Genomic DNA, 26,348 nt, shown 5'->3' on the forward strand with positions numbered 1-26,348 from the left:
TATTTTGATAATAAAGTTCGTTTTTTTACTGTATTATGTTATAATGAGAAAAAGACTAAATAAAAAGAACGGTGAATACGTAATGAAATTAAGAAGAAGTGACCGGATGGTTGTGATTTCTAATTATTTGATCAACAATCCCTATAAATTAACTAGCCTCAATACTTTTGCAGAAAAGTATGAATCAGCTAAATCTTCTATTTCAGAAGATATCGTCATCATCAAACGCGCTTTTGAAGAGATTGAAATTGGTCATATCCAAACAGTGACAGGTGCAGGTGGAGGAGTTATTTTTACACCATCTATTTCTACCCAAGATTCTAAAGATATTATTAATGAGTTACGTGAAAAACTCTCAGAAAGCGACCGTATCCTTCCAGGTGGCTACATTTATCTATCGGATCTGCTCAGCACACCGTCCATTTTAAAAAATATTGGTCGCATTATTGCTAAGAGCTTCATGGATCAAAAGATTGATGCAGTTATGACTGTGGCAACCAAAGGGGTTCCGCTTGCAAATGCAGTTGCAAATGTCCTCAATGTACCTTTTGTCATTGTTCGTCGAGACTTGAAAATCACAGAAGGTTCGACCGTAAGTGTCAACTACGTTTCAGGTTCTAGCGACCGTATTGAAAAAATGTTCCTTTCAAAACGTAGCCTCAAAGCGGGAAGTCGTGTTTTAATCGTCGATGACTTCTTGAAGGGTGGAGGAACCATTAACGGGATGATTAGCCTTTTAACTGAGTTTGATTCAGAGTTGGCTGGTGTAGCTGTTTTTGCTGACAATGCTCAGGAAGATCGTGAACAGCAGTTTGACTATAAATCACTCTTAAAAGTTACTAATATTGATGTGAAGAATCAACAAATTGAAGTTGAAGTTGGAAATATCTTTGACACAGAAAAATAAGAGATAATAAGATACTTAAAGGTTGGAACTTTCGTCCCAGCCTTTCTTTGATAATGAATATGAAGGAGCCCTATGAAGACGCCATTTATTAAACGTGAAGACTTAGAAAAGATTGTTGAAGAGTTTCCAACTCCTTTTCACCTCTATGATGAGAAGGGTATTCGCGAGAAAGCACGCGCAGTAAACAAAGCCTTTTCATGGAATAAAGGTTTTAAAGAATACTTCGCTGTAAAAGCGACCCCAACTCCAGCTATCTTGAAGATTTTGCAAGAAGAAGGATGTGGAGTTGATTGCTCTAGTTATGTAGAGCTCTTGATGAGCCATAAACTTGGATTTGCAGGCTCTGACATCATGTTCTCGTCAAATAATACTCCTGACCAAGAGTATGCTTATGCTAAAGAATTGGGTGCCACAATCAATTTGGATGCCTTTGAAGATATTGAACATCTGGAGCGTGCAGCAGGGATTCCTCATATTATCTCCTGCCGTTACAATCCTGGTGGAGTATTTGAATTAGGAACGGATATTATGGATCATCCTGGTGAAGCAAAGTTCGGGATGACTAAGGATCAGCTATTTGAAGCTTTTACTATTCTGAAAGAAAAGGGAGCAAAAACTTTTGGGATTCATTCCTTCCTAGCTTCTAATACTGTGACCCACCTCTACTATCCAGAATTAGCACGCCAGCTTTTTGAATTAGCTGTAGAAATCAAAGAAAAATTAGGAATTTCTCTTGATTTTATCAATCTTTCTGGAGGGATCGGGGTCAACTATCGTCCAGACCAGGAGCCAAATGATATCGCTGTAATTGGTGAGGGAGTCCGTCAGGTTTATGAGGAAGTCCTCACACCAGCAGGCCTTGGTCAAGTTAAGATTTTTACAGAACTAGGACGCTTTATGTTGGCACCTCATGGTGTTTTGGTTACAAAAGTAACCCATAAAAAGAAGACTTATCGGACTTATCTTGGAGTAGATGCATCAGCTGTCAATCTAATGAGACCGGCTATGTATGGTGCTTACCATCACATCACCAATATGATGAATCCTGATGGTCAGACTGAAATAGTTGATGTTGTTGGTTCACTCTGTGAAAATAACGACAAGTTTGCGGTTAATCGTGAACTATCTCAAACAGAAATTGGTGATTTGTTAGTCATTCATGATACAGGTGCGCATGGTTTCTCTATGGGGTACCAGTACAATGCTAAACTACGCTCAGCTGAAATCCTCTACACAGAGGACGGAGCTGCACGACTAATCCGTAGAGCAGAGCGCCCAGAGGATTATTTTGCAACCTTATATGGCTTTGATTTTGACAAGGATGAATAGAGTTTTTGAAAATCGTGAAAGTTGAAAGAAAAAAATAGCTTGTTTTCTAAAAAGTAAACAAAAATTCTTGTTTTTCCTTTTAGTCGTGATATAATAAAGCTATAAAACGATTTCAAGAAAGGGAACGACATGAGTGAAGAAACAATTGATTATGGACAAGTGACAGGGATGGTACACTCAACAGAGAGTTTTGGTTCTGTTGATGGACCGGGTATTCGTTTTATTGTGTTTCTTCAGGGCTGTCAAATGCGTTGCCAGTACTGTCATAACCCAGATACATGGGCTATGGAAACTAATAAATCTCGTGAACGAACAGTGAACGATGTTTTAGAAGAAGCTCTTCGTTATCGTGGCTTCTGGGGCAAAAAGGGTGGTATTACAGTTAGCGGTGGAGAAGCTCTACTTCAAATTGATTTTTTGATTGCCCTCTTTACAAAGGCAAAAGAAAAAGGTATACACTGTACCCTTGATACCTGTGCTCTTCCATTCCGTAATAAACCACGGTATCTTGAAAAATTCAATAAGCTTATGGATGTGACAGATTTGGTTCTTCTTGACATCAAGGAAATCAATGAGGAGCAACATAAAATCGTAACCAGTCAGACCAATAAAAACATCTTAGCTTGTGCTCAGTATCTATCAGATATTGGCAAGCCTGTTTGGATTCGTCACGTGCTAGTTCCTGGATTGACAGACCGTGATGAAGATTTGATTGAACTTGGTAAGTTCGTAAAAACTCTTAAAAATGTTGATAAGTTTGAAATCTTACCTTACCACACCATGGGAGAGTTCAAATGGCGCGAGCTTGGCATTCCGTATTCTCTTGAAGGAGTTAAACCTCCAACAGCAGAACGTGTGAAGAATGCTAAGGAATTGATGGATACAGAAAGCTATCAAGACTACATGAAACGTGTACATGGATAAAAAGAAGCCTGATGGGAACATCGGGCTTTTGTGATATTAAAAAAGCTTAGCTAGAATGCTAAGCTTTTTATTTTTTATCTAGAATGTTGTTTTCCAGAATTGCGTTTTTTGTTTTTCTTCTTGTTAGAAGTTGTGATAGCAGTTGTTGACTCAGGAGTCACGTCCTTTCGACTAGCTGAACTAGTGCTAGCCTTAGGTGGGTTTTTAGCGTATTCTTCACGGACTTTTTTACGAAGTTTTGGACGAACAATGTAGTTGATAATGAATTGTTGAAGAATCATCATGAAACCACCGACAACCCAGTAAAGAGTTACACTGGCTGGTGAGAAGATTGAGAACATGACGATCATCATCGGACTCATGTAAATCATCTTCTTGATTTGTTCCCTTTGAGTTTCGTCTTCAACCCCATGAAGAGAAAGAAGTGATTGGAGATAGTAGAGAACACCAGCGAAGATGACCAAGATCCAGCTTGGAGAACCTAGTTGGATTCCCAAGAAGTTTGCTTCCGCAACACCTTCTGTATGTTGAGCAGCGAAGTAGATAGCTGAGAAGAAAGGCATTTGAAGGAGGAGTGGGAAACATCCGATTCCACCAAACATGCTGATGCCATGCTCTTTTTGAGCTGCAAAGAGAGCTTGTTGGGCTTCGAGTTTTTCTTCCTGAGTTTCTGCTTCCTTAAGTCGAGTTTGGTGTGGTTCAAGGACATGTTTGAGGGCGTTCATCTTTTCAGAATGAAGCGTTGCTTTCCAAGATTGATAGATACCAAGTGGTAAAATAATCAAACGGACAATAATGGTCACGATGATGATTCCGAGACCAAAACCAAGCCCCTGGTCGTTAGCGAAGTACTTGATGGCTTCCGCCATAGGTGCTCCGATTGTATTCCAAATCAATCCTGTAGGCTCTCCGGTTGCTTTATCAATCTGAACGCAACCTGTCAAGACTAATAGCATAGCCACTCCCATAGCTGAGAGGGCGAAACGTTTTATTGATTTCACTGTTTTTATTCCTTCTCTATAAATGATACCTTTCTATTCTACTGTTTTTTTAAAAAATATACAATAGTTCTAGAGACCTAATTTGCGACTTTGAAATCCGAATAGGATGGGAAGTTACTCATTTGCACATCTAGGTAGGTTACTTTAGAGAAAGGTGTAGGGCCTTTTCTGATTTCTTGGATAAACTTGGCTATAATAGCTGAAGACTCCGCCTGGGCAAGGATTTCAACAGTTCCATCATCGTTATTCCAGACTCGACCGGTAATGCCACCTATTTCTAGGGCTAGGCTATAAACACCCCAGCGGAAACCAACGCCTTGAACGCGACCCTGTGCAATCATTTTGACCTTTTGCATACTAAACCTCCTTGATTGTGTTATAATATTTCTATGACTATTATAACCTCTAAAGCCAATTCTGTGGTGAAAAATACCAAGAAATTACACCAAAAAAAATACCGTAAAACCTCTTACTTGATTGAGGGTTGGCACTTGTTTGAAGAAGCTGTGCAAGCTGGAGCGAAGATTGAAAAAATCTTTGCCTTGGCAGAACATGCTGAAAAACTAGAAAATTATCCTCAAACGATACTGGTAACAGAAGAAATCTTGCTGGATTTAGCAGATTCGCAAACCCCTCAGGGGATTGTCGCTGTTATCCAAAAAGAAGAGGAGAGACTTCCAGACTTTAATCAGGGGAAATACCTTTTCCTTGAAGACGTGCAAGATCCAGGAAACGTGGGCACCATGATTCGGACGGCAGATGCTGCTGGATTTTCTGGGGTGCTCGTATCGACTCAATCAGCAGATATCTATAGTCTTAAAACCCTTCGTTCCATGCAGGGTAGTCATTTCCATCTACCTATTTATCGGATGCCGGTTGAAAATTTTCTAGAACAAGCTCAAAAGAGTGGCTTGTCGATTCTCGCAACGACTCTTTCTAAAGATTCTAAGGATTATCGAGAGCTTGATCGATTAGAGGATTTTGTCCTAGTTATGGGAAATGAGGGTAAGGGCATTAGCCAAGCTATGGCAGACCAAGCTGACCAGCTCGTTCACATCAATATGAAGGGGCAGGCAGAAAGTCTTAATGTGTCCATAGCTGCAGGAATATTGATGTTTTATTTGAGTTAAATTATTTTATTTTTGTTATAATCAATAAAAAGATTCTATAAGGAGAAAAAATATGAATCAAACAATTATTCAAGAACGTTCAGGCTTGAATCAATTTTACGCAAAAGTTTATGCTTTTGTTGGGATTGGGATTGCCTTGTCAGCCCTTGTATCAGCCTTGATGTTAACCGTGTTTCAAGATGTTCTCGTTCAACTTATGTTTAACGCCCGTCTCTGGTTGATTATCACAGGGGTTGTCGAAATTGGTCTGGTTATTGTAGCTAGTAATATGGCTTATAAAAATAGTCCAGCAGCACTTCCAATGTTTCTCATTTATTCAGTAGTGAACGGTTTTTCACTAAGTTTCATCGTATCGCTCTATCTACCAGGAACGGTTCTAACGGCTTTTATTTCTAGCGCTGCCCTATTCTTTGTTATGGCAATTGTTGGAGTAGTGATTAAAAAGGATTTGAGTAGTTTGGGAAGAGCATTAATCGCGGCCTTGATTGGTCTCATTATTGCCATGTTTGTCAATATCTTTTTAAATAGTGCCCTGTTTGACTATATAATCAGTATCATCATGGTTCTTGTTTTCGCAGGTTTGATTGCTTGGGACAACCAAAAAATTCGTTATGTCTATGAAGAGTCAGATGGCCAGGTAGCTACAGGATGGGCTATTTCATTGGCACTTAGTCTCTACCTCGACTTTATCAACGTCTTCCTTAGCTTCTTACGTATCTTCGGAAGTGATGATTAATACTTTTAGAGCTCAAATGAGCTCTTTTTTATTTTTTGCTTTCAATTTAACTGTCAAAAGGGTATAATCATCTTATTATTCAAAAGGAGAGATGTATGAAGAAAAGTTTTATCCTCCAACAAGAGGAAATTTCATTTGTAAAAAACACCTTCACCCAGTATTTGAAAGATAAATTGGAAGTGGTTGAAGTACAAGGCCCAATCTTGAGTAAGGTTGGTGATGGGATGCAGGACAATCTTTCAGGTATTGAAAATCCAGTTTCAGTTAAGGTTTTGCAGATTCCTAATGAAACTTATGAGGTAGTTCATTCACTTGCCAAATGGAAACGTCATACCTTGGCTCGTTTTGGTTTTGGCGAAGGTGAGGGTCTCTTTGTTCATATGAAGGCCCTTCGCCCAGATGAGGATTCGCTAGATGCGACTCACTCGGTTTATGTTGACCAATGGGACTGGGAGAAAGTCATTCCAAACGGGCAACGTAATCTTGCTTACCTTAAGGAGACTGTAGAGAAGATTTATAAGGCTATTCGTTTGACAGAGCTAGCTGTAGAAGCTCGCTATGATATTGAGTCTATCTTGCCTAAGCAAATCACCTTTATCCATACAGAGGAGTTAGTAGAACGTTATCCAGATTTGACTCCAAAAGAGCGAGAAAATGCTATCTGTAAAGAGTTTGGAGCAGTCTTTTTAATCGGTATCGGTGGAGAATTATCAGATGGCAAACCTCACGATGGTCGAGCGCCTGACTATGATGACTGGACAACTCCATCTGAAAATGGCTACAAGGGCTTGAATGGAGACATCCTTGTTTGGAACGAAAATCTTGGAGCGGCCTTTGAGTTGTCTTCTATGGGGATTCGTGTAGATGAGGACACACTCCGTCGTCAGGTAGCTATTACCGGGGACGAGGACCGTTTGGAGCTCGAATGGCACAAGGCTCTCCTCCATGGTCTATTCCCATTGACAATCGGTGGGGGTATTGGTCAGTCTCGTATGGCCATGTTCTTGCTTCGTAAAAAACATATCGGAGAGGTTCAAACCAGCGTTTGGCCTCAAGAAGTGAGAGATACTTACGAAAATATCTTGTAAGCAATCGAACCGCAAGGTTCGATTTTCTTTCTCTTTTTGCTTAGAATTTGGTATAATATACGGTATGAAAATCGTATCAGGAATCTACGGAGGGCGTCCCCTCAAGACGCTAGACGGTAAAACAACCAGACCGACTTCAGACAAGGTGAGGGGAGCAATTTTCAACATGATTGGCCCCTACTTTGATGGGGGACGTGTCTTGGACCTATATGCAGGAAGCGGGGGCTTGTCCATCGAGGCTGTCTCTAGAGGCATGTCCAGTGCTGTTCTAGTTGAGAAAGACAGAAGAGCTCAGAGTATCGTTGCAGAAAACATCCAGATGACCAAAGAAAGTGCTAAATTTCAGTTATTGAAAATGGAAGCAGAACGGGCTTTGGACCAACTAGAGGGTGTTTTCGATCTTGTTTTTTTGGACCCACCTTATGCTAAAGAACAGATTGTGGCAAATATTGAAAAGATGGCACAGAAAAATCTCTTTTCAGAGGATGTGATGGTGGTCTGTGAGACGGATAAAACCGTAGAACTTCCAGAGGAAATTTCCTGTCTGGGCATTTGGAAAGAAAAAATATATGGAATTAGTAAGGTGACGGTCTATGTCAGATAAGATTGGACTATTTACAGGTTCCTTTGACCCAATTACGAATGGGCATTTGGACCTGATTGAGCGTGCGAGCAAGCTCTTTGATAAGTTATATGTGGGAATTTTTTATAATCCTCACAAGGCAGGTTTTTTGCCGATAGAAAGTCGAAGAAAAGCCGTTGAAACGGCCGTTCAACATTTGAAGAATGTGGAAGTGGTGGCTTCTCATGATGAATTAGTTGTTGATCTTGCCAAGAAACTAGGAGTCAAAGTTTTGGTACGAGGGTTGCGAAATGCAGCAGATCTTCAGTATGAAGCAAGTTTTGACTATTACAATCATCGCTTGGCGACAGAGATTGATACCATTTATCTTCATAGTCGATTAGAGCATGTCTTTGTCAGTTCTTCGGCAGTGCGAGAGTTATTGAAATTTGGTCAAGACATCAGAGCCTATGTCCCAAGTTCGGTTTTGAAGGAGTTAAAGAATGAAGAAAAAAACTAGATGGCCCATATACCTGATTATCAGCCTTGTGGTAATTTTTGTTGCTTTTACAGTACCCCTACCTTATTATATCGAGGTTCCGGGGACTTCAGAAGATATCCGTAAGGTCTTGCAGGTAAATGATCAGCCTGATCAAGAGGAAGGCTCCTACCAGTTTGTGACAGTCGGTGTTAAGCATGCTCGATTGGCTCATTTGATTTATGCTTGGCTAACACCTTTTACAGATATCCATAGTGCCAAAGAAATGACAGGTGGGTCTTCAGATGCTGAATTTATGCGCATTAATCAGTTCTATATGCAAACCTCACAAAACATGGCTAAATATCAGGGATTGAAAACAGCTGGCAAGGACATCGAACTTAACTATCTAGGTGTTTATGTTTTAACTGTGACAGATAATTCTACTTTTAAGGGGATTCTTAATATTGCTGATACGGTGACGGCTGTTAACGATAAGACTTTTGAAAGTTCCAAAGAAATGATTGACTACGTCAATTCTCAGAATCTTGGGGATAAGGTCAAAGTTACCTATGAAGAAGACGGGCAAATCAAAAATGCTGAAGGAAGTATCGTGACTCTTGAAAATGGGAAAAACGGGATTGGTATCGGCTTGATTGACCGCACGGAAGTAACCAGTGATGTCCCTATTCGTTTCTCAACAGCTGGTATTGGTGGTCCGAGTGCAGGTCTCATGTTTAGTTTGTCAATCTATACACAAATTGCTGAACCAACTCTTCGTAACGGTCGTGATATTGCGGGTACAGGAAGTATCGACAGGGATGGGAATATCGGCGATATTGGTGGAATTGATAAAAAAGTTGTTGCTGCATCAAAAAAAGGTGCTACAGTTTTCTTTGCTCCTAACAACCCAGTTACTGAGGAAGCAAAAAAAGCTAATCCAAATGCTAAAAGCAATTATGAAACAGCTCTAGAGGCGGCTGAAATGATCAAGACAGATATGAAGATTGTTCCAGTAAAAACGCTCCAAGATGCGATTGACTACTTGAAGAACAATCCTTAAAGCAGCTGCCTAGTCCCTAAACTAGCATAGGAAAAGATAAGATGGTATAATAGGCCGATGATTCAATTATTATTTACCCTTAGTAGTCATATATTGTTTATCTACCTAGTCTTTCATCTCTTGAAAGATTTGGTCAAGTGGGATCAGATTTTGAAGGTGACCAATGACAATGCAGGGAAAGTTCGCCTCTTAGTGGCATTGTGTAGTATAGGATTGGGTTTTCTTGTGAGTTCCTTCTTCCTAAATCTCTACCAATTGTGGCAAGATGCGGTTAGAAACTTCTTCTAAAATTGACAGTAAAGGAAAATTCTATGGAAAAAATTATAGTCCAAGGTGGCGATAATCGCCTAGTAGGAAGTGTTGCTATCGAGGGTGCAAAGAATGCAGTTCTCCCCTTGCTTGCTGCAACTGTTTTGGCAAGTGAAGGAAAAACAATTTTAAAAAATGTTCCCATCTTATCAGATGTTTTTACGATGAATCAGGTCGTTCGTGGTCTCAAGGCTCAAGTAACCTTTGATCAAGATGCCCACATAGTTAAAGTCGATGCTTCTGGAGACATTACAGAGGAAGCGCCTTATAAATATGTGAGCAAAATGCGTGCTTCTATTGTGGTCTTGGGACCAATCCTAGCTCGTGTTGGGCATGCTAAGGTATCCATGCCAGGTGGTTGTACCATTGGGAGTCGCCCTATCGATCTTCACCTGAAAGGTTTGGAGGCGATGGGGGCTAAAATCACTCAGACAGCGGGTTACATTGAAGCCAAGGCAGATCGTCTACGAGGGGCTCATATTTACATGGATTTTCCAAGTGTTGGAGCTACCCAGAACTTGATGATGGCGGCAACTTTGGCAGACGGCGTAACGGTTATGGAAAATGCTGCGCGTGAACCCGAGATTGTAGACTTAGCTGTTCTCTTAAACAAGATGGGAGCTAAGGTCAAGGGTGCAGGGACTGAAACCATTACCATCACAGGTGTTGAAAAACTTGTTGGTGCGACTCATAATGTCGTTCAAGACCGTATCGAAGCAGGTACCTTTATGGTGGCAGCTGCCATGACTGGTGGGGATGTCTTAATCCAGGACGCTATCTGGGAACACAACCGTCCCTTGATAGCAAAACTACTAGAAATGGGTGTTGAAGTCATTGATGAGGATGAAGGGATTCGGATCCGTTCTCAACGTGAAAAGCTAAAGGCTGTTCATGTTAAGACCTTGCCTCATCCTGGCTTTCCGACGGATATGCAGGCTCAGTTCACAGCCTTGATGACAGTGGCCAAAGGAGAGTCCGTCATGGTGGAGACTGTCTTTGAGAACCGCTTCCAGCATTTAGAAGAGATGCGTCGTATGGGCTTGCACTCAGAAATTATTCGTGATACTGCTCGCATTCAAGGAGGGCAAGATCTTCAGGGGGCAGAAGTCTTATCGACAGACCTACGTGCTAGTGCAGCCTTGATTTTAACGGGCTTAGTAGCAGAAGGAGAAACTGTAGTTGGCAAGCTAGTTCATTTGGACAGAGGATACTATCGTTTCCATGAAAAATTGGCTCAGTTAGGAGCTAAGATTGAACGGGTAAGTGTGGAAGCTGATGAAGATGAATAAAGAAGCAAAATATGTATTGCGTCGATTTCTATTGGTAATCGTTGTACTTTTGTTGGGTGCTCTAGCTCTGGCTATCGGTTTAATGCTGGGCTATGGTATCTTGGGCAAAGGTCAAGACCCATGGGCTATTTTGGCACCAGCCAAGTGGCAGGAACTTATATCAAAATTTACAGGAAAATAGGCTGGGGAACCAGCCTTTTTCTAGAGAAATCAAGGAGAAAATATGGATAAAAAAACAAGACAGGCTCTAGTTGGTCTCTTAGTCTTTCTACTCTTGTCTGCAGGAAGTTACTACATCAATCAAATGCAGTCTTCCAACACTACGCCTCAAACGTCAACAAAACAGAAATCCCAGTCATCTGATGCACCAAGTCAAGAATTAGCTGAGAGTGTTCTGACAGAGTCTGTAAGAAAACAAATTAAAGGCTCTCTTGAATGGAATGGAGCAGGGGCTTTTGTAGTGAATGACAACAAAACCAATCTAGACGCTAAAGTTTCGAGCAAGCCCTACGCGGATAATAAAACAAAAACTGTAGGTGAGGAGATGGTTCCAACTGTCGCTAATGCCCTTATGTCAAAAGCGACTAGACAGTATAAAGACCGTGAAGAAACTGGGAATGGATCTACTTCTTGGACACCAGCGGGATGGCATCAGGTTAAAAATTTAAAAGGGAGCTATAATCATGCTGTAGATAGAGGTCATTTATTAGGCTATGCCTTGATTGGTGGACTTGATGGTTTTGATGCCTCAACAAGTAATCCTAAAAATATTGCTGTTCAGACAGCCTGGGCCAATCAGGCACGTGCAGAGGATTCTACGGGTCAAAACTACTATGAGAGTTTGGTCCGTAAAGCCTTGGATCAGAATAAACGGGTTCGTTATCGTGTAACTTTACTCTATGCAACAGACCAAGACTTGGTCCCTTCTGCATCTCAAATTGAAGCCAAATCATCGGATGGAGAGCTAGAGTTTAATGTTGTCGTTCCTAATGTTCAGAAAGGAATCCAACTAGATTATCGTACAGGTGAAGTTACGGTAACTAAATGAACTGATATTCCCTTATCTGTTCAGATAGGGGATTAACTGTTGAAATCGCAAAAAATGTGTAGAAAACGAAAAATATGGTATAATAGACTCAATTATACTATTTAGGAGAAGGAAAATGGAAGACCCGAGCAGTCAGGATTTGTTACTGCAATTTGTACTATTAGTTGTATTGACCCTTTTTAACGCTTTTTTCTCTGCGACAGAGATGGCTATGGTTTCACTTAGTCGTTCACGTGTTGAGCAGAAGGCAGAAGAGGGAGATAAACGCTACATCCGTTTGCTAAAGGTACTTGAAAACCCTAACCACTTTTTATCAACTATTCAGGTTGGGATTACTTTGATAACTATCTTGTCAGGGGCTAAATTAGCAGATACACTTGGACAAGTGATTGGCTCTTGGATTGGAAGTGGCGAGACAGCACAAGCAGCAGCTTCTTTCCTATCATTAGCTTTCTTGACATACATTTCTATTGTTTTTGGTGAACTTTATCCTAAACGCATTGCTCTAAATCTTAAGGATGCCTTGGCAATCCGAACTGTACCATTTATTATTGCTATCGGTAAGATTGTGAGTCCCTTTGTTTGGTTGCTATCTGCATCAACCAATCTTTTGAGCCGTTTGACGCCGATGACATTTGACGATGCAGACGAAAAAATGACTCGTGATGAGATTGAGTACATGCTGACTAAAAGCGAAGAAACTTTGGATGCTGATGAAATCGAGATGTTGCAGGGGATTTTCTCACTAGATGAGCTTATGGCGCGTGAAGTCATGGTTCCTCGAACAGATGCTTTCATGGTAGATATCCAAGATGACACTCAGACCATTATCGAAAGTATCTTAAAACAAAACTTTTCTCGAATTCCTGTTTATGACGGCGATAAGGACAATGTCATTGGTTTGATTCATACAAAGAGTCTCCTTAAAGAAGCCTTTGTCAGTGGGTTCGATAATATCGTCTGGAAGCGAATCTTACAAGATCCACTCTTTGTGCCTGAAACCATTTTTGTGGACGATTTGTTAAAAGAACTAAGAAATTCACAAAGACAGATGGCTATTCTTCTTGATGAATACGGAGGAATGGCTGGTTTGGTAACACTTGAGGATCTCCTTGAAGAGATTGTTGGTGAGATTGATGATGAAACTGACCGTGCTGAAGTCTATGTCCATACTATCGGCGAGGACACTCATATTGTTCAAGGGACAATGAATTTGAACGATTTCAATGATTATTTTGATGTCGAGCTTGAAAGTGACAATGTAGACACCATAGCTGGTTACTATCTAACTGGTATCGGAACCATTCCGACAACAGAAAAACTTAGTTATGAAGTGGAAAGTGCAAATAAACACATTATTTTGACTAACGATAAGGTTAAAAATGGTCGTGTTACCAAACTCAAGGTTCTAATCCAAGAGATTGAAGCAGAAGAAGAAACAGAATAAGAAAAAAGCTTTACTGGGAATCTAGTAAAGCTTTCCTAATTGTTAAAAAAGAAAAAGACTCTTGAAAGAGTCTCTTGTATCATAGAGGCGGTAGACGGATTTGAACCGACGATCAAGCTTTTGCAGAGCCGTGCCTTACCACTTGGCTATACCGCCTTAACTTTTAATATTATACCTTGAAAACTTATTTCCGTCAATAGTTTCTTTTCTGAAAAATAACTTTTATAACTTTCAAAAAAATTGAGACAAAATATTCTGAAAATTCGTTTACTTTTTATAGAAACTGTGTTATAATGAACAGTATCATATAATTTTTATCAAAGGAGTTAGATAATATGAAAAAAGGTCGGATTTTTGCCCTAGCTGGCGTTGCTTTACTTGCGACTGGTGTTCTTGCAGCATGTGGTGGTTCTCAGAAATCATCTAATTCAGAAGCTCCAAAAGCTTATGGTTATACATATACTGCTGATCCAGAGACTTTGGATTATCTTATCTCAGGTAAACAAAGTACAAAAGTCGCTACTTCAAATGGTATCGATGGTCTATTTACAAATGACAAATACGGAAACCTTGCACCTGCAGTTGCAGAAGATTGGTCAGTATCTAAAGATGGCTTGACATATACATACAAGATTCGTAAAGGTGTTAAATGGTTTACATCTGATGGTGAAGAATATGCAGAAGTAACTGCAAAAGACTTCGTAAACGGTTTGAAACACGCAGCTGATAATAAATCTGCAGCACTTTATCTAGCTCAAGATTCTGTTAAGGGACTTGGTGATTATTTAGCTGGCAATAACAAAGACTTTTCTGCAGTTGGTGTCAAAGCTGTGGACGACTATACTCTTGAGTATACTTTGAATCAGCCTGAGCCATTCTGGAATACTAAATTGGTTTACTCAATCTTCTATCCTTTGAACGAAGAATTTGAAAAATCAAAAGGATCTGACTTCGGTAAAGCAACTGACCCAACTTCATTGCTTTATAATGGTCCATTCTTGCTAAGAGGTTTGACTGCTAAGTCTTCTATTGAATTCGTTAAAAACGAAAAATATTGGGATAAAGACAATGTTCATTTGGACACTGTGACGCTTGCTTACTATGATGGTTCAGACCAAGAGTCACTTGAGCGTAACTTTACAAGCGGAGCTTATAGCTATGCACGTCTCTTCCCAACAAGCTCAAACTTCTCTAAAGTAGCAGAAACATACAAAGACAATATCTACTACACTCCACAAGGAGCTGGTATCGGTGGCTTGGGTGTCAATATCGACCGTCAAGAATACAAATACACTTCTAAGACAACTGACGAAGAAAAAACATCTACTAAGAAAGCTCTTCTTAACAAAGACTTCCGTCAAGCTTTGAACTTTGCTTTTGACCGTACATCTTACTCAGCTCAAGTTAATGGTAAAGATGGAGCAGCACTTGCCGTTCGTAACTTGTTTGTGAAACCAGAGTTTGTTTCAGCGAATGGTAAATCATTTGGTGATATGGTAACTGAAAAAGTTGTTTCTTATGGTGATGAGTGGAAAGACGTAAACTTTGCAGATGGCCAAGATGGTCTCTTCAATGCTGACAAGGCTAAGGCAGAATTTGCTAAAGCAAAAGCTGCTTTGGAAGCTGAAGGAGTGAAATTCCCTATCCATCTAGATATTCCAGTAGACCAAACATCTAAAAACTTTATTGCACGTATCCAGTCATTCAAACAATCTGTTGAAACTGTGCTAGGAACAGAAAATGTTGTCATCGATATTCAACAAATGACAACTGATGAATTGCACAATATTACATACTACGCAGCTAGTGCAGCAGCAGAAGATTGGGACCTTTCAGGTGCTGTTGGATGGAACCCTGACTTCGAAGACCCTTCAACTTACCTTGATATCCTAAAAACAACTAACAGCGAAACAACTAAATCTTACATGGGATATGACAATCCATCTAGCCCAGTAGTTGCTCAAGTTGGTTTGAAAGAATATGACAAGTTGGTTGATGAAGCAGGTAAGGAAACTAGCAACCTTGCAGCTCGTTATGAAAAATATGCGGCGGCTCAAGCTTGGTTGACAGATAGCTCACTCTTCCTTCCAGCAATGTCTTCAAGTGGTGCAGCACCAATTATCTCTCGTGTAGTACCATTCTCAGCGTCTTACACTCAATCTGGAGATAAGGGATCAGATGTTTACTTCAAGTATCTTCAGTTGCAATCTGACACTGTAACTGCTAGCCAGTACAAAGAAGCTCGTGAAAAATGGCTTAAAGAAAAAGCTGAAGCAAATGAAAAAGCTCAAAAAGAATTAGCGAGTCATGTGAAATAAATAATGCTCATTAGAACTTTCTCTCCACAAGGAGAAGGTTCTTTTGGGATTTTAAAGGAAATAATATGAAAAAATATGTTTTTATGCGTATCTTGCGGTCGCTAGTCTCTATCTTTCTAGTAACGACCTTGATCTACACGATCATCTATACGATGGTTCCACGGAAATTGATTTTTAAACAAGATACTAACTACAATAAAATTGCAACAACTCCTGATAAACGGGACGATTATGAAAATACCGTTTTTGAGCGTATGGGCTACATCGAATACTTCGATACCAAAGAGTTGCAAGAAAAAGCTAGTAGCATTGACTCTTCTGTGACAGTAGATGCAAATGATACAAATAAAGCTATCTATGAAAAATATATTCAACAACTAGGTAACGGTTGGACTTTGGGTGTGTTTTCAGAAAGTGGTCAATTCTATGCGACACGTGAAATTCCAATTTTTGAACGTGTCTTCCATTTCTATGCAAACTTGCTTGATATTGACCATACAAATAAGATTCAAGATCCAGAAAATCCTAACTTAGAGCGTTATTTGCGCTTTGAAAATGATCCAGCAATTGGCTGGTCTCTCGTTGGTTCAGGTACAAAACATAAGTATCTCTTGTACTTCAATAGTCAGTTCCCATTTGTTCATCAAAACTTCGTTAACTTAAACTTGGGTGACTCTTACCCAACTTACGCTAATACTCCGGTTCTACAAGTTATCACTCAAGGTCAAGGACAAACCAAGACTTCTGAGGTTCAATTCCCAACAGGTAAGAAAACTTCATCAGTTAACATTTATTCAAGAACCTACAAATCACCAAGCCAAGCTGATTCTCGTGAAGTAGCTAACTATGGCCCAAATGACCCTTATACTGCTACTGAAAGCAATTATCAGTATCCTTCAATGATTGTCAGCTCTGCTATCTCCGGTTTGATTGGTCTTGTTATCTCATACTCTATTGCGATTCCACTTGGTTCAGCAATGGCTCGTCATAAGAATAGCTGGATTGATAGTTTTTCTACCGGGACTTTGACTTTCTTGCTTGCCCTTCCGACGATTGCCCTAGTTTATATCATTCGTTTGATTGGTTCATCTATCGGCTTCCCTGATTCATTCCCTATTTTGGGTGCTGGGGACTGGCGTTCATATGTGCTTCCTGCAGTCATTCTTGGTTTGCTTGGAGCACCTACCATGGCAATTTGGATTCGTCGTTACATGATTGACTTGCAATCTCAAGACTTTGTTCGTTTTGCCCGTGCCAAAGGTTTGTCTGAGAAAGAAATTTCTAGCAAACACATCTTTAAGAACGCGATGGTACCATTGGTTTCAGGAATTCCAGGATCTATCATTGGTGTTATTAGTGGAGCAACTCTGACTGAAACAGTCTTTGCTTATCCAGGTATGGGTAAAATGTTGATCGACTCAGTAAAAGCATCAAATAACAACATGGTTGTTGGTCTCGTATTTATCTTCACTTGTATCTCAATCTTCTCAAACCTAGTTGGTGATATTTGGATGACGATAATTGACCCACGTATTAAATTGACAGAGAAAGGAGGCAAATAATGTCTACGATTAATAATGAAAAATTTCAGTTTGTAAAACGCGACGATTTTGCCTCTGAAGCAATTGATGCTCCTGCCTATTCATATTGGGGTTCTGTTTTTAGACAATTTTTGAAGAAAAAATCAACAGTGATCATGCTTGGGATTTTGATTTCCATTGTCTTAATGAGTTTCATCTATCCAATCTTTTCTGATTTTGACTTTAATGATGTAAGTAAGGTAAACGATTTTAGTGTCCGCTTCATTAAACCAAATGCTGAATATTGGTTCGGTACAGACAGTAATGGTAAATCTCTCTTTGATAGTGTCTGGTTTGGAGCTCGTAACTCAATTTTGATTTCGGTGATTGCTACCTTTGTCAACCTATTTATCGGTGTTATCATCGGTGGAATCTGGGGGATTTCAAAGTCTGTTGACCGTTTCATGTTGGAAGTCTACAACGTTATCAATAACATTCCATCACTCTTGATTGTTATCGTATTGACTTACTCTATCGGAGCAGGTTTCTGGAACTTGATCTTTGCCATGAGTGTAACTACTTGGATTAACGTTGCGCACTCAATTCGTATTCAAATGTTGCGTTACCGTGATTTGGAGTATAACCTTGCTTCACGTACCTTGGGGACACCTGACTACAAAATTATTATAAAAAATATCATGCCTCAATTGGTATCTGTTATCGTTACAAGTACGTCGCAAATGCTTCCATCCTTTATCTCTTATGAAGCCTTCCTATCATTCTTCGGCCTTGGATTACCGATTACAGTTCCAAGTTTGGGTCGTTTGATTTCAGAATATTCACAGAACGTAACAACTAATGCTTACCTATTCTGGATTCCATTGACTACTTTGGTCTTGGTTTCCTTGTCACTTTTCGTTGTTGGGCAAAACCTAGCTGATGCTAGTGATCCACGTACACATAGATAGGAGTAGAAATGACAAATAGTAAAAATGTAATTTTATCTGCTCAAGATATTGTCGTGGAATTTGACGTTCGTGACAAAGTTTTGACAGCTATCCGCGGAGTTTCTCTTGACCTGATTGAAGGGGAAGTTCTAGCCTTGGTTGGGGAGTCTGGTTCAGGAAAATCTGTATTGACTAAAACATTCACAGGAATGTTGGAAGAAAACGGGCGTGTTGCTCAAGGTAAAATTGACTATCGTGGACAAGACTTGACAAGTCTCACTTCTCACAAAGATTGGGAGAAGATTCGTGGTGCTAAGATTGCTACTATCTTTCAAGACCCAATGACTAGTTTGGACCCAATCAAAACCATTGGTAGTCAGATTACAGAAGTTATCATTAAACACCAAGGGAAAACAGCTCAGGAAGCTAAAGAGATGGCTATCGACTACATGAACAAGGTTGGTATACCAGATTCTGAAAAACGTTTCGACGAATATCCCTTCCAGTATTCAGGTGGGATGCGTCAACGTATCGTTATCGCTATCGCTCTAGCTTGTCGTCCGGATGTGCTTATCTGTGATGAGCCTACAACAGCCCTCGATGTGACTATTCAAGCCCAAATCATTGATTTGTTGAAATCACTTCAACATGAATATCACTTTACAACCATCTTTATCACACACGACCTTGGTGTTGTAGCAAGTATCGCTGATAAGGTTGCGGTCATGTATGCGGGTGAAATTGTTGAGTATGGTACAGTTGAAGAAATTTTCTACGATCCACGCCACCCTTATACATGGAGCCTTTTGTCAAGCTTGCCACAGTTGGCAGACGACAAAGGAGAATTGTACTCAATTCCTGGTACACCTCCATCACTTTATACAGAGTTGAAAGGAGATGCTTTTGCCCTTCGTTCTGACTATGCTATGAAGATCGATTTCGAAGAAAAAGCACCTCAGTTTAAGGTGTCAGATACTCATTGGGCTAAAACATGGTTGCTTGATGAACGAGCTCCAAAAGTTGAAAAGCCAGCTGTAATTGCAGATTTACATGACAAGATTCGTGAGAGAATGGGTCTTGTACATCTTGAAAACTAGGAGGAAGGAAATGTCTGAAAAATTAGTAGAAATTAAAGACTTAGAGATTTCCTTCGGTGAAGGAAGTAAAAAGTTTGTAGCTGTTAAGAATGCCAACTTCTTTATCAATAAAGGGGAAACATTTTCTCTAGTTGGTGAATCAGGAAGTGGTAAGACTACCATTGGTCGTGCTATTATTGGTTTGAATAATACTAGCAAAGGTGATATTATATTTGACGGTCAAAAAATCAATGGGAAGAAATCACGTAAGCAAGCTTTAGAAATTATCCGTCGTATTCAGATGATTTTCCAGGACCCTGCTGCCAGCTTGAATGAGCGTGCGACAGTTGACTACATTATCTCTGAAGGTCTCTACAACCATCATTTGTTTAAAGATGAGGAAGAAAGAGAAGAAAAGGTTAAAAACATCATCCGCGAAGTTGGACTTTTGGCAGAACACTTGACTCGTTATCCACATGAGTTTTCAGGTGGGCAACGTCAACGTATCGGGATTGCCCGTGCCTTGGTCATGCAACCTGACTTTGTTATTGCGGATGAGCCAATCTCAGCCTTGGACGTTTCTGTTCGTGCCCAAGTTTTGAACTTGCTCAAGAAATTCCAAAAAGAGTTGGGCTTGACTTACCTCTTTATCGCCCATGACTTGTCAGTGGTTCGTTTCATCTCTGACCGTATTGCGGTTATTTATAAGGGAGTCATTGTTGAGGTGGCCGAGACAGAAGAATTATTCAACAATCCTATCCACCCATATACTCAAGCTCTCTTGTCTGCAGTACCGATTCCAGACCCAATTTTGGAACGTAAAAAAGTCTTGAAAGTTTATGACCCAAGTCAACATAACTATGAGACTGATAAACCTTCAATGGTTGAGATTCGTCCAGGTCACTATGTTTGGGCTAACCAAGCTGAATTGGAACGATATAAAAATGATATGAAATAATAAAGTTTTATAATCTTGGTTGATACTATCGATCAAGGTTATGAAACTTTTTTTCTTTTAGTTATAAAACTTGATTATCTTTAACAATTTGATATACTAAATGTAATAAGAAGTAAGTGATTATAAGTGTGATTAAGCAAGGGAGAATCAAATGGATCATCAACCAAGTTTATTTACTGATCTTGCTAGAACTATCGGAGCTTACCTTTGGGTAAAGGGGATGGAATCATTAACTGAAAAGAAGGAATCAGAGTCAGAAGTATTGGAGTTGACTAGATTGATTCTAGCTTTAAAACTAAGTTCTTCCTTACCATGGATTCTTGGACTTCCTAGAAAGGAAGATAAAAAATGAAATTTGTATGGGTAGTTTTATTACTTATTTTTATAAAACCAATTGTTGCTATAGTAAAAGTTATCTGGTACGTGATTAGCTTTATAGTCCAGTATATTTTTATAAAGTTTATTTTGGGTATTCTTGATTTATTTTTTAAAGTATTTTAAAAGAGTATGAAAAATGTTAAGGATTCTTGTACGATAATCAGGAATCTAGCGAATCTCACTTACTGATAAAATTTTGTAACATAAAAAAAGGATGGAGATTTCCATCCTTTTCGAGTTCCATGGGTGCAATAATCTTACTTTCTTAAGATCAGTCTCTTTTCTCTTGTAGTAAGAAAGTTGCAGTGAGGGCAAGACTGAGGCTTACCATAAAGAGGAGATGACTCGTTTTCTCACCTGTCGCTGGAAGTTGCTTTTCATTTGTAGAGACTGTATCATTAGTTTCTTTTCTTTGAACCAATGGTTTTGTGTCTTCAACATTTGTTTTTTCCTTGTTAGTTTGGACTGATTGTGCAGTTGAGACTTCAGTCTTATAAACAATAGCGTAGGTATTCAACTCAGGACTAATAAACTCAATCATACCATCTCGAATTGTAAATTCTAGAGGTTTCAAATCTTTTGTTGAGGTGAATTGATAGAGTTCTTGGATAGTACCTGTTGCTGGTAATCGGACAAGTACAGGACCTGTTGGTTGAACTGGTTGACTATCTTTATCCTTGAGTTGAAGGGTAAAGGCATCGTATTTCTTGCCTAAAAGTTCCTGATTTTCTACTTTTTTGCTTTCAAGATAAGCAGCATTTCCTAGTTCACTTGTACCACTAATAATTTGAGCTCCTGTAGTCTTATCTTTCATTACTTTGAGTTGAAACTTAGGAAGTGTGATACTTGGTGCTTCTTGGGCACCTGCAGTACCAATAGGCTCAGTGTATTCAGGAATTACTACAGAAGGTGCTTCTTGGGTACCTGCAGTACCAATAGGCTTAGTGTATTCAGGAATTACTACAGAAGGTGCTTCTTGGGTACCTGCAGTGCCAATAGGTCCAGTATATTCAGGAATCTCAAGAGACGGCGGTACTTGCTCTCCCGCAGTGCCGATAGGTCCAGTATATTCAGGAATCTCAAGAGACGGCGGTACTTGCTCTCCTGCAGTGCCAATAGGTTCAGTATATTCAGGAATCTCAAGAGATGGCGGTTCTTCTTGTCCTGCAGTGCCGATAGGTTCGGTGTATTCAGGAATTACCACAGAAGGTGCTTCCTGGTCTCCTGCAGTGCCGATAGGTTCGGTGTATTCAGGAATTACCACAGAAGGTGCTTCCTGGTCTCCTGCAGTGCCGATAGGTTCAGTGTATTCAGGAATTTCAAGAGTAGGTGGTTCTTGCTCTCCCGCAGTGCCAATAGGTCCAGTATATTCAGGAATCTCTACAGTAGGAGCAGGTTGGTCACCTTTACTTGTAAGGATTTTTTCTTCAACTGGAGCAGTTTCATCCTTCGGAAAGACTGTGACAACAGCGCTACTTCTTGTTTTTCCTAAAATAGCGTAAGCTTCTATTGGATTACCGGCTTTACGGTTAGTTGTCTCAGGGATGTTAAGTTGCACTTTATTATCTTGAATTGTTAATTGTTTCTGATCACCAGATGTGCTAACATGAGTTTCATCGACTTTTCGAACTAGAAGTGAATCGTTAATGCCAGGGAATTTAATAGAGATAGTTTCCCAATCCCCGCTTGGTAATGTTAGAGAAACTGTCTTATCACCAGGCTTGATAGGGTCAAGGCTGGGACTATCGAGTGATACGGACGGAGCTTTTAAGATATCAAAGGAATCAAGAGAAACTTTCTTTCTACCCTCTGGAGAATCTGGATCCACTCTTAGAGTAAGAACGTGATCGCCGTCAGATAGATTGGTAAATTCTCCAATCAAGACACCTTTTTCAGTTGCTCCTGGGGTGTAGAAGTCAAGAGCTGGCATTTCTTTGCCATCGATTGTGACAAGTGCCTTGCCTAGAGATGATGATTTCAGTCCATAGATTCGGATACCTGTACCAGAGAATGGAATGGTTGCAGTGGCTTCAGAAGCGAGGCTGTCATCTGCGTTGATATCGGCATACTTCTCTGTAGAAGCATAGAGCTCTGCATCGCTCCAATCCTTAAACACAGATCCGTACTCGATGCGAGGGTCGCGGTCGTCAATTTTTTCAACAGATTCTCCTTGTCCTGGGAAGACTTTGAAGTAATCGAGAGAAATTTTTGCACGCTCGTTGGCACGTCCTTTGTGCTCGCGCTTAACTGTGATGGTCATCAAATGAGGACCTGAAGATAGATTTGTGTAACGTCCAATCAAGACACCTTTTTCAGTTGCTCCTGCTGTATAGAAATCAAGTTCTCCAACAGATTTACCATCAATTTTAACATCAGCCAGTCCCAATTGAGATGACTTGAGACCATAGATTTCAATACCAGGTCCATTGAATGGAATGGTTGCAGTCGCATCCTTATCGGAGTAATTTCCGTTTGAGATATCGGCGAATTTTTCTGTACCACTAAATAATTCTGCGTCAGACCAATTTCCAAAGGCAGAGCCGTACTGGATGCGTTTGTCACGGTCATCCATCAACTCACTGAAGGCATCGATAGAAGCAGGATCTGAAACTGGTGTTGTACGATCCCCTAGCATAGCCTTAACGGTATAAGTATAGGCATGGCTAGAATCAATCGAGCGATCGATGTAGTGAGTTTGGTTGGTGATAAACTCACGAACGCTAGGAGTTTGACTGTTTTCATCCTTGCTTTCTCGTCGGATGACATAATGACTTGCTCCCGCAACTGTGTTAAAATCGAGTTCAGCTGTGACAGAATCTTTTCGAAGGGCAGATAAGCGAGTCACTCGTCCAGGGAAGTTTTCAAAGGTAATGACATCCCCTTTTTGAGTCGCAAGTTGGATACGGTTATCTTTGAGGCGACTAGCTTGAACTTCCTTGCCATTAATCTTGATGATACTAGATTCGATATTTGGATAGTCTACGACTAAGTCTCCACCAACATTAGAAAGGAAAGATAGGGTTTCAAGATTTTTCTCTTTCCATTTCATGCTGACTTCAAAGTTGCCACGGGCTACAAGACCTGAAACTTGCCCGTCTTTCCATGCATCTGGAAGGGCTGGTAATGGTGCGATATAACCTGTGTGTGATTGAAGGAGCATTTCTGCCATACCGCTGGTTGCACCAAAGTTACCATCGATTTGGAAAGGTGCGTGTGTATCCCAGAGGTTTTCTAAGGTTGAAGACTTGAGTTGTTCTGCAAGTAAACGATGTGCTCGATTTCCATCTAAGAGACGAGCCCAGAGGTTGATTTTATTGGCCTTAGACCAACCCGTTCCTCCATCACCACGGTGATTCAAGCTAGCACGCGCAGCCTCAAGGTACTCAGGTTGATCCTTGCTAAATAGGGTACCAGGGAAGAGTCCGACCAGATGAGAAACGTGACGGTGATGATTTTCAATACCTTCGTTGGTGAATTGAGGGCTGTCTTCTTCGTACCATTCCTTGATACGACCATCTTGGTTGATATGAAGTGGTTTTAACTTATCAAATTTAGCCTTAACTTCTGTTACAAGGTCTTGATCCACTTTCAGATGGTTGGCCACTTCCATGTAGTCGTGGAAAAGTTGCCAAACTAGAGACTGGTCGAAGGTATTCCCGATAGTGATAGTTCCATGCTCTGGTGAGTAGGATGGAGAAGATACCCAACGGTCACTTGATTGATCATAATGCAGGAAGGAATTCCAGAACTTAGCAGTTTCCTTGAGCATTGGATAAATCTTTTCTTTTAGATAGGTCTCGTCCTTGGTGAATTTATAGTAGTCGTAGACGTTCTGCATCATCCAAGCATTGGCAGCAGGAGACCAGCCCCAATAGTAATTCCAACCAGGAGTTGTCCAGCCGAATGGAGTAGCTTGGGTATGAACTAACCAACCATTTTCTTGTCCTTCTTTAGATTCAATACCAGCGTATTCCTTGGCAGCGATACGGCCGTAGTAGCGCATGTCATCGATGTAATTGATCATGGGCTTGGCTGTTTCAGCAAGATTGTTCATGTAGGCAGGCCAGTAGTTCATCTGCAAGTTGACATTGAGGTGGTAGTCAGAGTTCCATGGTGGATTATCTACAGCATTCCAAACCCCTTGCAAGTTTGCAGGAAGGGCGTCTGTCTTATCACGAGAAGAGCTGATTAGTAGGTAACGTCCATACTGGAAGAAGAGTTCTTCTAATTTTTGTCCTTTTGTTGGATTATAGGTTTGAAGAGCTTCTTTTGTAGTTTGATTAGACTTGCTACCGCCGAGATTTAATTGTACTCGATTGAAGAGACTTTGATAGTCTTTGACATGATCTTCCTTGAGTTTCTCGTAGCCCTTGGCCTTTGCAGTCTCTACGATATTTTTGACCGTTTTTTCTAGATCAATGTCTTTACGATAATTGGTTTTTGGATTTTGAGCAAAATTAGTCTTAGCGCTGAGTAGCAGTGTTGCATAGCTTGCTCCTGTAACAGTCAAATAACCATCTTGAGCAGTGACTTGTCCGTCAGTCTTGATACCAAGATAGGAAGCAAATTGAAGGCCATTGTCCTTAACAGTACCCTTGAGCAAAATACCATTAGAATCAGTGGTAACTGCTCCTTGTTTATAATTCGAATATTCCCAAGAGTAATCGCCATTCGCAATCAAATCCTCTGTCAAGCTATTCCAGAGTGTAAAATCAAGGGTCTTATCCCCTTTTTTACTCAAGTGAGTGACAGTAACATCGTCTGGGAAGCTTGAGAAGGTCTCGCGTTTAAAGCTAGTACCGTCTTGAACATAAGAAGTAGTCGTAGTGGCTTCTGTAATATCCAATCCACGGTGATAATCTGTAACAGTATCTATCCCTTTCTTCTGGTTGTTAAAGACCATAAAGATATCACCGAAGGATAGGTAGCGACCATACTGGGTATTGTTAGGACCTACTAAATTACGTTCAGCAAGTTGTTTCGCCTTTTGTCTGTCTCCAGCTTCGAGAGCTTTACGGATTTCTGCCAAAACCTTATAACGGTCTTGATAGTTTCCTCCGTTATAGTCAGTACTATCAGGCTGTGGACCTCCAGACCAGAGGGTCTTTTCATTGTACTGGATTCTTTCTTCACCGATGAGGCCAAAGACTTTTGCTCCCATCTCTCCATTTCCAACAGGTAGGGCTTGTTTTTCCCATCCGTCATAGGAAGGAGCTGTTGGTTGATTGTAATGTAATTCGTAATGTTCTTGCTTGTTCACAGGAAGTTCTGGTTTCTCGCTCTCTGTATTTTCAGCAGGTGTAACAGGACTCGTTTCTGATTGACTGCTTGTCTGAGGTGCTTCTTTCTCTGTTTCGTCTATCTTATCAGTTAGTTCAACCACAGGCTTAGTATCTGTACTGGCAGGAAGGGTTTCCTCCACTTTTTGATCTATATTAACCGCAGTCTCGGTAATGGTTGCTTCCTTTTCCTTGATTTCTATACTATCTGCAGCAACAGTATTTGTAGCCAGAAAGATAGCTCCAAGTAATACGGAAGCAGTTCCAACAGTTAATTTTCGGATGCTATACTTACAGGATTTTTCCCAATATTTTTTATCCACAAAATTCTCCTTTCTTTTATCTGGAAGCGCATACATTTTGTTATAAAAAAAATAGGTCTTTCAGAAATATATGTGATTTGTTTTCGGATAGTCTTAATATAACAAATAAATGAAACTATTGCAAGGGCTTTCAAGGAAAACGAGGTTATTTTACTAAGTTTTACTAAGTATGAAGTATTTGCTAATTACTTAGGAAATCACAGTGGCTGAAACCATAAAACAAACTAGTCAGGGAAAT

Annotated in this window: 23 protein-coding genes and 1 tRNA gene; 20 read left to right on the top strand and 4 right to left on the bottom strand. The window is 40.2% G+C overall.

Translation table 11 applies throughout. The features are described 5' to 3' along the window. Nucleotides 1-82 precede the first annotated feature (82 nt). The 3 genes from purR (at nucleotide 83) to pflA (ending at nucleotide 3,160) form a co-directional block, all read left to right on the top strand. Nucleotides 83-907, top strand: coding sequence for a pur operon repressor (purR, locus tag QM941_RS09085; protein WP_061863797.1), 825 nt, complete (start codon nucleotides 83-85; stop codon nucleotides 905-907). Nucleotides 908-979: 72 nt separating this feature from the next. Next, on the top strand, nucleotides 980-2,236 hold the full coding sequence (locus tag QM941_RS09090; RefSeq protein ID WP_414340231.1) for a diaminopimelate decarboxylase: 1,257 nt from the start codon (nucleotides 980-982) through the stop codon (nucleotides 2,234-2,236). 129 nt (nucleotides 2,237-2,365) lie between these two features. Continuing rightward, nucleotides 2,366-3,160: a pyruvate formate-lyase-activating protein gene (gene pflA / locus QM941_RS09095; protein WP_414340233.1), complete on the top strand. Its 795-nt coding sequence runs from the start codon at nucleotides 2,366-2,368 to the stop codon at nucleotides 3,158-3,160. A 74-nt stretch (nucleotides 3,161-3,234) separates the two neighbouring features. On the opposite strand, the gene yidC is transcribed toward pflA, so the two are convergent. Beyond that, nucleotides 3,235-4,161, bottom strand: a complete 927-nt coding sequence (gene yidC, locus QM941_RS09100; protein WP_414340234.1) for a membrane protein insertase YidC — start codon at nucleotides 4,159-4,161, stop codon at nucleotides 3,235-3,237. A 77-nt stretch (nucleotides 4,162-4,238) separates the two neighbouring features. Continuing rightward, a complete protein-coding gene (locus QM941_RS09105) occupies nucleotides 4,239-4,517 on the bottom strand; it encodes an acylphosphatase (RefSeq protein WP_414340235.1) in 279 nt (92 codons plus the stop codon). Nucleotides 4,518-4,550: 33 nt separating this feature from the next. Between QM941_RS09105 and QM941_RS09110 the strand changes: the two genes are divergently transcribed. The 11 genes from QM941_RS09110 (at nucleotide 4,551) to QM941_RS09160 (ending at nucleotide 13,311) form a co-directional block, all read left to right on the top strand. Next, the gene (locus tag QM941_RS09110) at nucleotides 4,551-5,291 is read left to right on the top strand and encodes a TrmH family RNA methyltransferase (protein ID WP_414340236.1); all 741 of its coding nucleotides are present in this window, start codon (nucleotides 4,551-4,553) and stop codon (nucleotides 5,289-5,291) included. A gap of 52 nt (nucleotides 5,292-5,343) precedes the next feature. Then, nucleotides 5,344-6,027 carry a Bax inhibitor-1 family protein gene (locus QM941_RS09115; RefSeq protein ID WP_414340237.1) on the top strand — a complete coding sequence of 228 codons (684 nt, stop codon included), beginning with the start codon at nucleotides 5,344-5,346 and terminating at the stop codon, nucleotides 6,025-6,027. A 95-nt stretch (nucleotides 6,028-6,122) separates the two neighbouring features. After that, the gene (asnA, locus tag QM941_RS09120; protein ID WP_414340239.1) at nucleotides 6,123-7,115 is read left to right on the top strand and encodes an aspartate--ammonia ligase; all 993 of its coding nucleotides are present in this window, start codon (nucleotides 6,123-6,125) and stop codon (nucleotides 7,113-7,115) included. Nucleotides 7,116-7,179: 64 nt separating this feature from the next. Further along, nucleotides 7,180-7,719 carry a 16S rRNA (guanine(966)-N(2))-methyltransferase RsmD gene (gene rsmD / locus QM941_RS09125; RefSeq protein ID WP_414340241.1) on the top strand — a complete coding sequence of 180 codons (540 nt, stop codon included), beginning with the start codon at nucleotides 7,180-7,182 and terminating at the stop codon, nucleotides 7,717-7,719. Next, nucleotides 7,709-8,197, top strand: a complete 489-nt coding sequence (gene coaD, locus QM941_RS09130; RefSeq protein ID WP_414340243.1) for a pantetheine-phosphate adenylyltransferase — start codon at nucleotides 7,709-7,711, stop codon at nucleotides 8,195-8,197. The genes rsmD and coaD overlap by 11 nt, the downstream gene beginning before the upstream one ends. After that, entirely contained in the window at nucleotides 8,181-9,218 is a 1,038-nt protein-coding gene (locus QM941_RS09135) for a SepM family pheromone-processing serine protease (protein WP_414340244.1), read from the top strand. The genes coaD and QM941_RS09135 overlap by 17 nt, the downstream gene beginning before the upstream one ends. Before the next feature lie 57 nt (nucleotides 9,219-9,275). Then, a complete protein-coding gene (locus QM941_RS09140) occupies nucleotides 9,276-9,506 on the top strand; it encodes a DUF1146 family protein (protein ID WP_414340246.1) in 231 nt (76 codons plus the stop codon). A 23-nt stretch (nucleotides 9,507-9,529) separates the two neighbouring features. Then, nucleotides 9,530-10,816: a UDP-N-acetylglucosamine 1-carboxyvinyltransferase gene (murA, locus tag QM941_RS09145; RefSeq protein WP_414340248.1), complete on the top strand. Its 1,287-nt coding sequence runs from the start codon at nucleotides 9,530-9,532 to the stop codon at nucleotides 10,814-10,816. Continuing rightward, nucleotides 10,803-10,997, top strand: coding sequence for a DNA-directed RNA polymerase subunit beta (locus QM941_RS09150; RefSeq protein WP_414340250.1), 195 nt, complete (start codon nucleotides 10,803-10,805; stop codon nucleotides 10,995-10,997). Before murA ends, QM941_RS09150 begins: the two co-directional genes overlap by 14 nt. A gap of 42 nt (nucleotides 10,998-11,039) precedes the next feature. Further along, complete coding sequence (locus QM941_RS09155) at nucleotides 11,040-11,864, top strand: DNA/RNA non-specific endonuclease (protein WP_414340251.1); 825 nt, start codon at nucleotides 11,040-11,042, stop codon at nucleotides 11,862-11,864. 115 nt (nucleotides 11,865-11,979) lie between these two features. Beyond that, nucleotides 11,980-13,311: a hemolysin family protein gene (locus tag QM941_RS09160; RefSeq protein WP_414340253.1), complete on the top strand. Its 1,332-nt coding sequence runs from the start codon at nucleotides 11,980-11,982 to the stop codon at nucleotides 13,309-13,311. Nucleotides 13,312-13,396: 85 nt separating this feature from the next. On the opposite strand, the gene QM941_RS09165 is transcribed toward QM941_RS09160, so the two are convergent. Next, a tRNA-Cys gene (locus QM941_RS09165) sits at nucleotides 13,397-13,467 on the bottom strand. Nucleotides 13,468-13,646: 179 nt separating this feature from the next. Here QM941_RS09165 and QM941_RS09170 point away from each other — a divergent pair. The 6 genes from QM941_RS09170 (at nucleotide 13,647) to QM941_RS09195 (ending at nucleotide 20,482) form a co-directional block, all read left to right on the top strand. Beyond that, nucleotides 13,647-15,629, top strand: coding sequence for a peptide ABC transporter substrate-binding protein (locus tag QM941_RS09170; RefSeq protein ID WP_414340255.1), 1,983 nt, complete (start codon nucleotides 13,647-13,649; stop codon nucleotides 15,627-15,629). Between the two features lie 65 nt (nucleotides 15,630-15,694). Then, a complete protein-coding gene (locus QM941_RS09175) occupies nucleotides 15,695-17,191 on the top strand; it encodes an ABC transporter permease (RefSeq protein WP_414340256.1) in 1,497 nt (498 codons plus the stop codon). After that, nucleotides 17,191-18,117: an oligopeptide ABC transporter permease OppC gene (gene oppC / locus QM941_RS09180; RefSeq protein WP_414340258.1), complete on the top strand. Its 927-nt coding sequence runs from the start codon at nucleotides 17,191-17,193 to the stop codon at nucleotides 18,115-18,117. Before QM941_RS09175 ends, oppC begins: the two co-directional genes overlap by 1 nt. An 8-nt stretch (nucleotides 18,118-18,125) precedes the next feature. Beyond that, nucleotides 18,126-19,193, top strand: coding sequence for an ABC transporter ATP-binding protein (locus QM941_RS09185; RefSeq protein ID WP_414340259.1), 1,068 nt, complete (start codon nucleotides 18,126-18,128; stop codon nucleotides 19,191-19,193). A gap of 10 nt (nucleotides 19,194-19,203) precedes the next feature. After that, nucleotides 19,204-20,130: an ATP-binding cassette domain-containing protein gene (locus QM941_RS09190; RefSeq protein ID WP_414340261.1), complete on the top strand. Its 927-nt coding sequence runs from the start codon at nucleotides 19,204-19,206 to the stop codon at nucleotides 20,128-20,130. Between the two features lie 151 nt (nucleotides 20,131-20,281). Then, on the top strand, nucleotides 20,282-20,482 hold the full coding sequence (locus tag QM941_RS09195; protein ID WP_414340262.1) for a mechanosensitive ion channel protein MscL: 201 nt from the start codon (nucleotides 20,282-20,284) through the stop codon (nucleotides 20,480-20,482). Between the two features lie 297 nt (nucleotides 20,483-20,779). Here the strand turns inward: QM941_RS09195 and QM941_RS09200 are convergent, their stop codons facing one another. Then, complete coding sequence (locus QM941_RS09200) at nucleotides 20,780-26,110, bottom strand: SIALI-17 repeat-containing surface protein (RefSeq protein ID WP_414340263.1); 5,331 nt, start codon at nucleotides 26,108-26,110, stop codon at nucleotides 20,780-20,782. Nucleotides 26,111-26,348: the final 238 nt, after the last annotated feature.

Source organism: Streptococcus timonensis, assembly GCF_047460355.1.
Taxonomy (GTDB): domain Bacteria; phylum Bacillota; class Bacilli; order Lactobacillales; family Streptococcaceae; genus Streptococcus; species Streptococcus timonensis_A.

Bases quoted from the DNA above. Each gene is read 5' to 3' on its own strand.
- purR (WP_061863797.1), top strand. From the start codon at position 83: ATGAAATTAAGAAGAAGTGACCGGATGGTTGTGATTTCTAATTATTTG.
- QM941_RS09090 (WP_414340231.1), top strand. From the start codon at position 980: ATGAAGACGCCATTTATTAAACGTGAAGACTTAGAAAAGATTGTTGAA.
- pflA (WP_414340233.1), top strand. From the start codon at position 2,366: ATGAGTGAAGAAACAATTGATTATGGACAAGTGACAGGGATGGTACAC.
- QM941_RS09105 (WP_414340235.1), bottom strand. From the start codon at position 4,517: ATGCAAAAGGTCAAAATGATTGCACAGGGTCGCGTTCAAGGCGTTGGT.
- QM941_RS09110 (WP_414340236.1), top strand. From the start codon at position 4,551: ATGACTATTATAACCTCTAAAGCCAATTCTGTGGTGAAAAATACCAAG.
- QM941_RS09115 (WP_414340237.1), top strand. From the start codon at position 5,344: ATGAATCAAACAATTATTCAAGAACGTTCAGGCTTGAATCAATTTTAC.
- asnA (WP_414340239.1), top strand. From the start codon at position 6,123: ATGAAGAAAAGTTTTATCCTCCAACAAGAGGAAATTTCATTTGTAAAA.
- rsmD (WP_414340241.1), top strand. From the start codon at position 7,180: ATGAAAATCGTATCAGGAATCTACGGAGGGCGTCCCCTCAAGACGCTA.
- coaD (WP_414340243.1), top strand. From the start codon at position 7,709: ATGTCAGATAAGATTGGACTATTTACAGGTTCCTTTGACCCAATTACG.
- QM941_RS09135 (WP_414340244.1), top strand. From the start codon at position 8,181: ATGAAGAAAAAAACTAGATGGCCCATATACCTGATTATCAGCCTTGTG.
- QM941_RS09140 (WP_414340246.1), top strand. From the start codon at position 9,276: ATGATTCAATTATTATTTACCCTTAGTAGTCATATATTGTTTATCTAC.
- murA (WP_414340248.1), top strand. From the start codon at position 9,530: ATGGAAAAAATTATAGTCCAAGGTGGCGATAATCGCCTAGTAGGAAGT.
- QM941_RS09150 (WP_414340250.1), top strand. From the start codon at position 10,803: ATGAAGATGAATAAAGAAGCAAAATATGTATTGCGTCGATTTCTATTG.
- QM941_RS09155 (WP_414340251.1), top strand. From the start codon at position 11,040: ATGGATAAAAAAACAAGACAGGCTCTAGTTGGTCTCTTAGTCTTTCTA.
- QM941_RS09160 (WP_414340253.1), top strand. From the start codon at position 11,980: ATGGAAGACCCGAGCAGTCAGGATTTGTTACTGCAATTTGTACTATTA.
- QM941_RS09170 (WP_414340255.1), top strand. From the start codon at position 13,647: ATGAAAAAAGGTCGGATTTTTGCCCTAGCTGGCGTTGCTTTACTTGCG.
- QM941_RS09175 (WP_414340256.1), top strand. From the start codon at position 15,695: ATGAAAAAATATGTTTTTATGCGTATCTTGCGGTCGCTAGTCTCTATC.
- oppC (WP_414340258.1), top strand. From the start codon at position 17,191: ATGTCTACGATTAATAATGAAAAATTTCAGTTTGTAAAACGCGACGAT.
- QM941_RS09185 (WP_414340259.1), top strand. From the start codon at position 18,126: ATGACAAATAGTAAAAATGTAATTTTATCTGCTCAAGATATTGTCGTG.
- QM941_RS09190 (WP_414340261.1), top strand. From the start codon at position 19,204: ATGTCTGAAAAATTAGTAGAAATTAAAGACTTAGAGATTTCCTTCGGT.
- QM941_RS09195 (WP_414340262.1), top strand. From the start codon at position 20,282: ATGGATCATCAACCAAGTTTATTTACTGATCTTGCTAGAACTATCGGA.